Source organism: Enterobacteriaceae endosymbiont of Macroplea appendiculata (genome assembly GCF_012571605.1).
Taxonomy (GTDB): domain Bacteria; phylum Pseudomonadota; class Gammaproteobacteria; order Enterobacterales; family Enterobacteriaceae.
On sequence record NZ_CP046220.1, the window covers coordinates 151,625 to 164,432 of the forward strand.

Genomic DNA, 12,808 nt, shown 5'->3' on the forward strand with positions numbered 1-12,808 from the left:
ACTATTTTTTATATTATAGATATATATATTTAAAAAACAAATATTTATACTAATGTAGTAACTACAAAATAAAATTTATAATTTATCTTTTAAATACAAAAACCACACTCCTTGTAGAGGATATAACAAATAATATTATTTGTTATATCCTCTGTAAGTATGTTTTATATATTCAAATTTCTAAAAAAAAGCTTTATATTTTGTAAAAATTTTTTAATTTTAGGATAATAAACATTATTTAATGTATTATGGATCATACTTTGTTCTAAATTATACAATATATTTTTTTGAACATTATTTAAACTAATAGGTGTTTCTACTTTTATAGTACATAATAAATCTCCTATCACACCGTTTTTAATAGATCGAATTCCTTTATTACGTATTCTAAATATTTTACCTGTTTGTGTTTCTGGTGGTATTTTAATTTTTATTATGCCATTAATAGTAGGTACATCTATTTCACCACCTAATGCTGCAGTTGTAAAACTTATAGGTAATATACAACTTAAATTATTTTCTTCACGTACAAATAAAAAATGTTTTAAAATACGAATTTCTATATATAAATCTCCAGAAGAAAATTTTGTATTATTTGCTGTTTCACCTTCTCCATGTAATCTAATACGATCACCAGTATTAATTCCTGATGGTATTTTCACTGATAATTTTTTATGTACTTCAATTTTACCTTTACCTGTACAAGAAAAACAAACGTTCTTAATAAATGATCCTTTACCATGACATTTAGGACAAGTCTGTTGTACTGTAAAAAACCCTTGACTCATATGTATTTGACCTTGTCCATGACAAGTATAGCATTGTTGTAATGGTCCTTTAGATCCTGTACCTTTACAATATGTACAATTTTTTAAAAAAGGTACTTGTATTTCTTTAATAATACCTTTAATGGATTCTTCTAATGAAATATTTATAATATATTGTAAATCTGCACCTCTAGTAGTTTTATTGGTTCTGCTATTACCAAAAATATCACCAAAAACATCACCAAAAATATCACTAAAATCTGTTGTTGTAGTAGTACTACTATCTTGTTCAAAAGCAGCATGACCATATTGATCGTATGCAGCTCTTTTTTTAGCATCACTTAAAACTTCATAAGCTTGTTTAATTTCTTTAAATTTATTTTCAGCATTTTTATCACCAGGATTACGATCTGGATGAAATTTTATAGCTAAACGTTTATATGCTCTTTTCACCTCTATTTCTGTTGCATTTTTATTGATATTTAAAATATCATAATAATCTTTTTTTGCCATAATGTACTACTCTATTTTATAATCTTACTAATTATAATACCGTATACTAATATTTTCATAATATTATAAACGGTATTGTATATATTAATAATATGTTTATTATCATTACTTGTATTTAATATTATTTTTTCTTATCTTTAATTTCTTCAAATTCTGCATCTACAACATTATTATCTTGATTAGTTGTTTTGTTTGTTGTGGTATTATCATTATTATCTTGATTGGTATCATTTTTAGTTAAATTCATAATTTTACTAGATGCTTCAATTAATGATTGTATATTTTTTTGTATATTATCTTTATTTTCATCTTTTAATGCCATTTCTAATTTTTGAATAGCTGTATTAATAGATATTTTATCTGGTTCTGTAATTTGACTTAATACTTCATTTAATTTTTTTTTAGTACTATGTATTAACTGATCACCTTCATTACGTATTTTAACTAATTCTTCAAATTGGCGATCGGTTTCTGTATTCATTTCTGCATCTCGAATCATTTTTGCTACTTCATTTTCATCTAAACCAGATGATGCTTTTATTGTAATATTTTGTTCTTTACCACTATTTTTATCTTTAGCAGAAACATGTAAAATACCATCTGCATCTATATCAAAAGTTACTTCTATTTGAGGTATACCTCTTGGAGCAGGATTAATGCCATCTAAGTTAAATTGTCCTAAAGATTTATTGTCTCTTGCTCTTTTACGTTCACCTTGTACAACATGTATGGTAACTGCTGATTGATTATCTTCTGCAGTAGAAAATACTTGACTATGTTTTGTAGGAATCGTAGTATTTTTGTTAATAAGTACTGTCATCACACCACCCATAGTTTCTATACCTAATGAAAGTGGGGTTACATCTAATAAAAGCACATCTTTAACATCACCAGATAATACTCCACCTTGTATAGCAGCACCAATAGCAACAGCTTCATCAGGATTAATATCTTTTCTTGGTTCTTTACCAAAAAAATCAGTTACTTTTTTTTGCACCATAGGCATACGAGTTTGGCCGCCTACTAAAATAATATCATTAATACTTGAAATAGATAAATTGGCATCTTTTAAAGCAATTTTTAATGGATCAATAGATTTATCTACTAAATCTTCTACTAAAGATTCTAATTTAGCTCTTGTAAGTTTAATATTTAAATGTTTAGGACCAGTAGCATCTGCTGTAATATATGGTAAATTTACATCTGTTTGTTGTGCAGATGATAATTCAATCTTAGCTTTTTCAGATGTTTCTTTTAATCTTTGCATAGCTAAAGGATCATTTTGTAAATCAATACCTTGATCTTTTTTAAATTCTGTTACTAGATAATTAATAATTCTACTATCAAAATCTTCACCACCTAAATGAGTATCACCATTTGTTGCTAAAACTTCAAAAGTTTTTTCACCATCAACATCATCTATTTCAATAATTGAAATATCAAAAGTGCCACCTCCTAAATCATATACTGCAATGGTTTTATTACCTTTTCCTTTATCTAATCCATATGCTAAAGCAGCAGCAGTAGGCTCATTAATAATACGTTTAACTTCTAAACCAGCAATTTTACCTGCATCTTTGGTAGCTTGGCGTTGTGCATCATTAAAATATGCTGGCACTGTAATAACAGCAGCATTTATTTTAGATCCTAAAAAATCTTCAGCTGTTTTTTTCATTTTTTTCAAAATTTCTGCTGAAATTTGTGGTGGTGCCATTTTTTTACCTTGCACATCAATCCATGCATCTCCATTATTAGACTGTACAATTTTATATGGCATAATTTTTATATCTCTTTGTACTTCTTCATCAGTAAAACGTCTACCAATTAATCTTTTTATTGCAAAAAGAGTATTTTGCGGATTCGTAATTGCTTGTCTTTTAGCTGGTTGTCCTACTAAAATTTCACCATCTTTCGTATAAGCAATGATTGATGGTGTTGTTCTATCTCCTTCAGCATTTTCTAATACACGAGGTTTATTACCATCTATAATTGCTACACAAGAATTTGTAGTACCTAAATCAATACCAATTATTTTACTCATAGTGATATTTCCTTAATTCAATATTTAAAATATAAAATATATATATAACAAATATAAAGAAAACATTTTTTATGTATATAAAATTACTTAATTACAAGGAGATGGGGACATCATATTGATGCATCAAGGGTATTATACATATTTTTTTTAAAAATATATGTTTGATTATAAATAGTATATGACAGATATATATTATCTGTTAGTATTGATTTTTTTTAATAAAAAATAAAAATTTTTCTTAATTTAGAAAATAAATAATATATAATTAATACTTAATAGTATTCATATATTAAAGAGTGTTTTATGCAATTTTTTGTAGAAAATAATTTTGATGCAGCAAAATATTTTGATTGTATTGTTCTTGGTATATATCATAAATATATTATGCCAGATATTACAAAAAAAATTAATGATATTTCTGAAAATTATATTTTAACCATATTAAAAGATAATAATTTTTATGGTAAAACAAATCAAATGATTACATTATATAATGTGCCTAATGTTTTAACTAAAAAAATTATTATTATAGGTTGTGGTTTTGTAAAAAAAATCAATAGAACAGTATATCATAAAATTATTATAAATATTATTCAATATGTAAAACAACATGACATACAAGAAATTTTTTGGAGTATTACAGATTTACATATACATAATAATAATTATTATTGGAATATTAGAGATATAATAAATATTATTGGAGATAATACGTATATTTTTACTAAGTTTAAACAAATTAAAAAATGTTACTTAACAAAAAATTTTTTTTATATTTCAAGTATTAGTGATAACAATGTATATAACGCTTTAAAACATGGTGTTGCTATAAATCAGGGACAAATACAGGCTAAAAATTTAGCTAATTTGCCACCTAATATATGTAATCCTAAATATTTAGCAGAGCAAGTTTTTAAATTATCACAAATATTTCCAGATAAATTTACTATTGAAATAGTAGATGAAAATATGATGGAAAAATTAAGTATGAATGCTTATCTATCTGTAAGTAATGGTAGTAAACATAAAGCATATATGTCTGTGATAAAATATAATCATCATCATTCTATGCAACCTATTGTACTTGTAGGCAAAGGATTAACATTTGATTCTGGAGGTATATCTTTAAAACCTAGTCTTAACATGCATGAAATGAAATATGATATGTGCGGAGCAGCTGCTGTATATGGTGTGATGTATGCAATAGCAAAATTAGAATTACCATTAAATGTTATTGGTATTATGGCTGGATGTGAAAATATGCCAGGTAGTTTAGCATTACGTCCAGGTGATGTTATTAAAACTATGTCTGGCATCACTGTAGAAGTCAAAAATACTGATGCTGAAGGCAGACTAGTATTATGTGATGTGTTAACTTATATATTAAAATATAAACCTAAAATAGTTATTGATATAGCAACTCTAACAGGAGCTTGTGTAATAGCATTAGGTAATAATATTAGTGGTTTAATGTCTAATAATAATCAATTATCTCGTGATATATATCAAGCTTCTATAGAAGTTATGAATGATAAAGTATGGGATTTACCTCTTGAAGATTTTTATCATGATAAACAATTACATTCTAGTATAGCTGATATTTCTAATATCAGCATAAATAATGCAGGTTCAGCTATTACAGCAGCATGTTTTTTAGCCAAATTTACATCTCAATATAAATGGGCACATATAGATATTGCAGGTACTGCATGGAACTATGATAAAGATAATCAGGCTATCGCTACAGGTAGACCAGTTAATATGTTATGTCAATTTTTAATCAATAATATTCATTTTAAAAAATAATACATACTATTATTTTAGTATATAATAGGATATTTATCATGGATAAAATATATAATCCTAATAGTTTTGAAAAAAAAATTTATGTTTTTTGGGAAAAAAATAATTTTTTTCAACAAAAAATTAATTTATCTAAAAAAAATTTTTGCATTATGGCACCACCACCAAATATTACTGGTTTTTTGCATATGGGACATGCATTACAATATAGTATTATTGATATCATAATTCGCTATCAAAGAATGTTACAAAAAAATATTTTATGTCAAGTTGGGATTGATCATGCTGGGATAGCAACACAAAATTTAATAGAACAAAAGATTTTATTAAATACTGGTAAAACAAAACAACATTATAATAAAAAATATTTTTTAGAACAAGCAAAATTATGGAAAAAACAATATAGTGGTATTATTGTTAAACAAATGAAACGTTTAGGATTATCAGCCAATTGGAATAATATTCGTTTTACTATGGATGAACATTTTTCGCAATCTGTGACAAATATTTTTATAACTTTATATAAATCAGGATTAATATATCAAAAGGAAAGATTAATACATTGGGATACCACGTTACAAACTGTAATATCTGATTTAGAAGTAGAACATCGTTCTATGAAAACAAATATTTGGCATATTAAGTATTTATTACATAATAAGTTAACAACTCTTAATAATAAAAATTATATAGTGATAGCTACAACTAGACCAGAAACATTATTAGCTGATACTGCTATTGCAGTCAATCCACAAGATTTAAGATATAAACATCTTGTGGGTAAACATGTATTAGTACCTATTATTAATAGGATAATACCTATTATTAGTGATAATCATGCACAAATGTCTAAAGGTACTGGTTGTGTAAAAATTAGCCCAGCACATGATTTTGATGACTATAAGGTAGCCGTTAAACATAATTTACCTGTAATAAAATTATTCGATAAACAAGGGAAAATATTAGATCAATATCAAATATTTACTATACTTGGTCAACCCATAAATAGTAACAATGAACTAATACCATCTATATTACGTAATATACATTATTTAAAAGCTAGAAATATTATTATAAAATTATTAAAACAAAAAAATTTATTAAAAGGTCATAATACAGAACATCGATTAATACCATATAATATGCGTAATAATACTGTTATTTTACCTATGTTAACAAAACAATGGTATTTAAATGTAAAAAATTTAGCAAAAAAAGCAATTAAGGCTGTAAAAACTAAACAAATTGAATTTATTCCTGAAAAATATGAAAATATGTTTTTTTCATGGATGTATAATATACAAGATTGGTGTATTTCTAGACAATTATGGTGGGGACATAGATTACCAGTATGGTATGATTGTAATCATAATATTTATGTTGGTAACAATATTACAGAAATCAAAAAACAGTATTTATTACAAGATGATGTTATCTTAAAACAAGATACTGATGTCTTAGATACTTGGTTTTCTTCTAGTTTATGGACATTTATAACATTAGGATGGCCACACAATAAACAATATTTGAAATTATTTCATCCTACTAATATTATAGTGAGTGGTTTTGATATTATATTTTTTTGGATTGCTAGGATGATAATGATGACTATGTATTTTGTAAAAGATAATGATATTGCACAAGTTCCTTTTAAAAAGGTTTTAATGACCGGACTAGTACGAGATTCACAAGGACATAAAATGTCTAAATCTAAAGGAAATATTATTGATCCAATTCATTTAATTGAAAGTAATAATATTTTTTATGGTAAAAAGATAAAACAAGATTGTATAAATAATAATAGTACACAAGAAAAATGTGCAAATATACAAAATAATAATACATTACATAGTTATGGTGCAGATGCAATACGATTTACTTTAGCTGCTCTATCAGTAACAGGACGTGATATATATTGGGATATGACACGTTTAGAAGGATATCGCAATTTTTGTAATAAAATTTGGAATGCTAGTATTTTTATTTTTAAACATATTAATTATGAATTAATACATTATAAATCTGCATTATCTATTGCTGATAAATGGATTATTTCAGAATATAATACATTAGTACTAGTTTATACCAAGGCATTTAAAAAATATCGTTTTGATACAGCAGCTAATCTTTTATATAATTTTATTTGGAATAAATTTTGTGATTGGTATTTGGAATATGTAAAATATTTTTTACAAACTACAAAAAATAATATTCAACATAGTACACATTATACAATGTATTATGTGTTTGAATCATTATTACGATTATCTCATCCTATGTTACCATTCATTACTGAAGTTATATGGCAAAAAATACAGTATCAAAAAGATGATATTAATCACTATAATACTAGTATTATAGTTCAATCATTTCCAAAATATAATGTTTTAGATATGCATAATAAAGCTGTCTGTATTTTTCGTTTTTTTATGAAATTAATCAGTATAATACGTCAGAATAAAATAGATATGAATATAAAACAATCAGTTGATTTATATATTTTTAATATTCATAAAAAATTACAACCTTTTATAAAAATAAATTTTAATATTATAAAAAAAATTTTAAATTTACAGAATATTATTCTTTTAGAAAGTTATTCTGACTTACCAAATAAATCATTTACATTTTTTATTGAAGACATGATATTTGCGATTCCTTTAAATTCTGTTTTAATAGATAAACAATTCTTAATAAAACAATTAAAAAACAAAATATCTCATAATCAAAAAATAATAGATAAAATTAGCAGTAGTATTAAAAATCATGATTTTCTTAATAAGGCTCCAAAAAAAATTATAGAAGAATATAATATAAAATTATCTTTTTGTAAACAAAAAAAAAAGGAACTTCGTGATAAATATAATTTTATAAAACAAATATAACTTCCATTTTAGGTAAAAAATATGCACATGTTATATCAAAAAAGTATTTTATATATATCTAATTTAACTAAAAAAACAATTTTTAATATTATTAAACTTGCCGCAAAAATCAAAATAGAAAAAAAACTACATAAAGAAAAAAAAAGATTATGTAATAAAAATATTCTATTAATTTTTGAACAAAATTCTACTCGTACAAGATGTGCTTTTGAAATAGCTTGTTTTGACCAAGGAGCTAATGTTACTTTTTTAAATGCACAAAACACACATATAGGATATAAAGAAACTATACAAGATACAGCAGTAATTTTAAGTCATATGTATGATGGTATACAATATAGAGGCACCCAAAAAAATATAGAAATATTATCAAAATATTCTATAGTACCAATTTGGAATGGTTTAACAGAAATATCACATCCCACACAAATTTTAGCAGACTTATTAACTATACATGAATGTTTACCAAATAAAAATTTAGAAGATATTATACTCTCATATATAGGAGATATATATAATAATATATCTATGAGTTTAATAGAAGCGGCGCAAATTATAGGTTTTAAATTAAATTTAATAACTTCTAAATCTTTTTTAAAACAACAAAAATATTTTTTATTAAAAAATAAAATTAATTTTAGTAATAATATTATTATTACTCATGATATGAATCATATTAAAAATACTGATATAATTTATACAGACGTTTGGTTATCCATGGGTGAATCAACTACATTTTGGGAACAAAAAATAATTAATTTATATAAATACCAGATTAATAAAAAATTATTATTAAAAAGTAAAAATGATAATATTAAAATAATGCATTGTTTGCCATCATATCACGTTTATGACCATTATAAACATATTATTGATAACCAAATAATATCTCGTTTAAAATTGTTTGATGGTTTAGAAATTACTGATGAAATGTTTAGATCTCATCATAGTATTATATTACAACAAGCTATAAATAGAATACATATTGTAAAAGCGATTATGATATTAACACTTAATAAACATAATGATTAAAATAAATAATTTATATTTTATTAGTATAAAAAAGAATTTACTTTTTACATAAAAATTACAGGATAAATAATATGTACAAAATAATTAATACTATACAAGCTCCTTTACCTATTGGTCCTTATTCTCAAGGAATTGTATCTAATAATATGATTATAACTGCAGGACAAATACCAATTAATCCGCAAACTGGCATGATTTCTAATGATATAAAAGAACAAACTATACAAGTATTAAATAATATTAAAGCTATAATAACAGCTGCAAAATTTACTATAAAAGATATAGTGAAAACTAATCTTTTTTTAAAAAATTTAGATAATCTAAAAATAGTTAATGTTGTATATGCTAATTTTTTTTTACAATATGTAACTACATATCCAGCAAGAACATGTTTAGAAATTTCTAATTTACCTAATAATGTAGAAATTGAAATAGAAGCTATAGCTATTAAACAATAATACATAGAAATTTATTATTTTAAACAAATTATTATTACAGGTATTATTTAAATGATATTATTTATTAAATTATGTTTAATATGTTTTGTGTTAATAATACATCGTCAATATTTTAAACCTATTAACATAAAAAATAATACAGTGATTTTTTATAATTGGACAGAATATGTACCAACTAGTATATTAGAACAATTTACGCAAGAAACAGGTATTAAAGTTATATATTCAACATATGAGTCTAATGAAAGTATGTATGCTAAATTAAAAACATATAACCAACAATATGATTTAGTTGTTCCTTCTACTTACTTTGTTACGAAAATGCGTCAAGAAGGAATGTTACATAAAATAGATAAAACGAAACTAACTAATTTTAAATATTTAGATCCAAAATTTTTAAATAAATCTTTTGATATACATAATATGTATTCTGTACCATACATATGGGGTGCTACGGCTATTGGAATTAATACTAAATATATTCACGATACAGAAATAAATAGTTGGATAGATTTATGGAATCCTAAATATTATCATTCTATTTCATTACTTGATGATGCTAAAGAAGTTTTTCAAGTAGCTTTATTAAAATTAGGATTAACACATAAGATTATTACTTTGAAAAATATACAATGTGCTTATTTAGAATTAAAAAAATTAATGCCTAATGTTGTATTATTTAATTCTGATAATCCAGGTTACCCTTTTGCAGAAGGTGCTATAAAAATTGGGATGTTATGGAATGGTTCAGCTTATGTTATTAAAAAATTAGGTGTTCCTATAAAATTTATTTGGCCTAAAGAAGGTGGTATTTTTTGGTTAGATAGTTTTGTAATACCCCATCATGCCCGAAATATTAATGGCGCTTTAAAATTAATTAATTTTTTATTACGCCCAGATATTGCTGCAAAAATTGTACAAATTACAGGATATTCAACTCCTAATTTAAATGCAAAAAAATTTTTACCATTTAACATTATTCATGATGATATGCTGTTTCCTAATGAAAATATTCTTAAAAATGGTATATGGCAAAATGATGCTGATCAAAATATTATACAAGAATATGAAACGGATTTTCAACAACTAAAAAATATTTAATTATATTATTAAATATCTTTTATTTTTTAATAAAGTTTTTTTACAATGTATACTACAACAATTTTTATAATGTTTTTTACATGTAGGACATTGTAAAAATAATAAATGGCAAGAATCATTTTTACAATTAGTAAATATATTATATGGTGTTTTGCACTGATAACAATTAGAAATAATATCTCGTGTTATTTGTTCTCCCATCCGATTATCAAAAACAAAATTAGTACCTATAAACTTCATCGGTAAGTGAAATTTACGTACTTCTTTTACATACTTAATAATTCCTCCTTCAACTTGATAAACATTTTTAATGTTATTAAATAACAACCATGAAGTAGCTTTTTCACAACGTATACCTCCTGTACAATATAAAATAATTTTTTTATCTCTATATGGTTGTATATTATCTAATAGGTATAGCATTTGGTGTTGAAAAGTCTTTGCTTGTTGAAATATTATTGCATTTATAAAATGTCCAATTTTATATTCATAAAAATTTCTTATATCAACGAGAACAACATTATTATGATCTTCTAACATAAGATTTAATTGTTTAGCATTTAAATATATACCCGTAGTATTAAATTTTAAAAAATTAAAACATGATAAACCATCATTTAATATATTTTTTTTATATATAATTTTTAGCATAAAAAATGCATGTTTAGTATTATCAATAGCTATATTCCAATATATATCTATAAAAATTTCATGTATTTTTTTAATAAAAAATTTTATTACTGTATAATAATAATGTGGTAGACTAATTTGTGCATTAATGCCTTCTTCAGAAATATAAATACGTCCTAATACTTTAAAAGAATATAATAAAATATATAACTGTCTTCTTATTTGTAATACATTTTCTAATTTATGATATTTATAAAAAGATACTATAATTCTTTTATGTGAATTTTTCAAAAATGTTTTTTTTAATTGTATACGTGAAATTCTGTTATGTAATAACATTAAAAGAACCTATTTTATACAAAAAATAAATCATAACACGTGTTATTTTTATTATTTGTCTTAAATATAATTATATCTATTATAAAATAATAAAAATAAAGATCAAGTATATTGACATTATATTTTTCATAGTATAGAATAACAAATTATTATCCTCTGTAGTTCAGTTGGTAGAACGGCGGACTGTTAATCCGTATGTCACTGGTTCGAGCCCAGTCAGGGGAGTGTGTAGTATAATATATAAATATTTAATGCTTTATTAATCATATTAACATTATTAATATAATATATTTTATAGGATTAATGTGTTTATGATAATAAAATTACAAGATATCTTAAATGAAGATATTCTATCAGAGTTATTTACAATACAAGATTTTGTACGTTGGGCAACTAGTTGTTTTAGTGTTTCTGATATATGGTATGGTCATGGTAACAATAATCCATGGGATGAAGCTATACAATTAATTTTACCTACATTAGGTTTACCACCATATATATGGCATAAAGTGTCTCAAACACGGTTAGTGACATATGAAAAAAAAACTATTTATTATAAAGTATATATGCGTATTACACAACGTATACCAGTTGCTTATTTAACAAATAAAGTATGGTTTTGTGGACATGAATTATATGTGGATAAACGTACTTTAATACCTAGGTCGCCAATACAAGAACTGATAAATAATAAATTTAAAAAAATTATATTTTATACACCAAAAAATATATTAGATCTAGGTACAGGTAATGGATGTATAGCAATTGCCTGCTCTTATCTTTATCCACAAGCTGATATAGATGCAATTGACATTTCTAAAAATGCTATTAATGTTACAGAACATAATATCTTCTTACATGGATTAGAAAAAAAAATTACACCAATATGTAGTAATTTATTTGATAATTTACCTCAATCACATTATGATTTAATCATATCTAATCCTCCTTATATTAATCAACAAGAAATGGAATATTTACCTAAAGAATACTTATATGAACCTATTATAGGACTGGTATCTCCTAAAAAAGGATTAGATGTCATCTATAACATTATTAATCAATCTCGCAAATTTCTTAAAAACACAGGTATATTAATTTGTGAAGTGGGGCATCAAAAAAAAAAAATTCAACATAAATATCCCAATATACATTTTGAATGGTTAAAATTAAATAATCATGATGTAGATATTTTTAAAATACATTATGAACAATTAAAATATTTTAATAAATAAAGAG

9 protein-coding genes and 1 tRNA gene are annotated in these 12,808 nt (G+C 23.9%); 7 read left to right on the top strand and 3 right to left on the bottom strand.

What is annotated here, in order from left to right; all coding sequences use genetic code 11:
* Positions 1-164: 164 nt before the first annotated feature.
* Complete coding sequence (gene dnaJ, locus GJT86_RS00750) at positions 165-1,280, bottom strand: molecular chaperone DnaJ (RefSeq protein ID WP_168920396.1); 1,116 nt, start codon at positions 1,278-1,280, stop codon at positions 165-167.
* Positions 1,281-1,401: 121 nt separating this feature from the next.
* Positions 1,402-3,321: a molecular chaperone DnaK gene (gene dnaK, locus GJT86_RS00755; protein WP_168920397.1), complete on the bottom strand. Its 1,920-nt coding sequence runs from the start codon at positions 3,319-3,321 to the stop codon at positions 1,402-1,404.
* 303 nt (positions 3,322-3,624) lie between these two features.
* Between dnaK and GJT86_RS00760 the strand changes: the two genes are divergently transcribed.
* The 5 genes from GJT86_RS00760 to GJT86_RS00780 all read left to right on the top strand — a co-directional run bounded on the left by GJT86_RS00760 (position 3,625) and on the right by GJT86_RS00780 (position 10,600).
* Positions 3,625-5,127 (top strand): leucyl aminopeptidase, encoded by a 1,503-nt coding sequence (locus GJT86_RS00760; protein WP_168920398.1) that lies wholly within the window; start codon positions 3,625-3,627, stop codon positions 5,125-5,127.
* 38 nt (positions 5,128-5,165) lie between these two features.
* Positions 5,166-8,009: a valine--tRNA ligase gene (locus GJT86_RS00765; protein ID WP_168920399.1), complete on the top strand. Its 2,844-nt coding sequence runs from the start codon at positions 5,166-5,168 to the stop codon at positions 8,007-8,009.
* A 27-nt stretch (positions 8,010-8,036) separates the two neighbouring features.
* Positions 8,037-9,041: an ornithine carbamoyltransferase gene (gene argF, locus GJT86_RS00770; RefSeq protein WP_246209056.1), complete on the top strand. Its 1,005-nt coding sequence runs from the start codon at positions 8,037-8,039 to the stop codon at positions 9,039-9,041.
* 71 nt (positions 9,042-9,112) lie between these two features.
* Positions 9,113-9,499 (top strand): Rid family detoxifying hydrolase, encoded by a 387-nt coding sequence (locus GJT86_RS00775; protein ID WP_168920401.1) that lies wholly within the window; start codon positions 9,113-9,115, stop codon positions 9,497-9,499.
* Positions 9,500-9,550: 51 nt separating this feature from the next.
* Positions 9,551-10,600 (top strand): extracellular solute-binding protein, encoded by a 1,050-nt coding sequence (locus GJT86_RS00780; RefSeq protein ID WP_168920402.1) that lies wholly within the window; start codon positions 9,551-9,553, stop codon positions 10,598-10,600.
* Here the strand turns inward: GJT86_RS00780 and trhO are convergent, their stop codons facing one another.
* A complete protein-coding gene (gene trhO, locus GJT86_RS00785; protein WP_168920403.1) occupies positions 10,601-11,569 on the bottom strand; it encodes an oxygen-dependent tRNA uridine(34) hydroxylase TrhO in 969 nt (322 codons plus the stop codon).
* Positions 11,570-11,721: 152 nt separating this feature from the next.
* On the opposite strand from trhO, the gene GJT86_RS00790 reads away from it, so the two are divergent.
* Both GJT86_RS00790 and prmB read left to right on the top strand, forming a co-directional pair.
* Positions 11,722-11,794: transfer RNA gene (locus GJT86_RS00790), tRNA-Asn, on the top strand.
* 86 nt (positions 11,795-11,880) lie between these two features.
* Entirely contained in the window at positions 11,881-12,804 is a 924-nt protein-coding gene (gene prmB, locus GJT86_RS00795; RefSeq protein ID WP_168920404.1) for a 50S ribosomal protein L3 N(5)-glutamine methyltransferase, read from the top strand.
* The last annotated feature ends 4 nt before the right edge of the window (positions 12,805-12,808 follow it).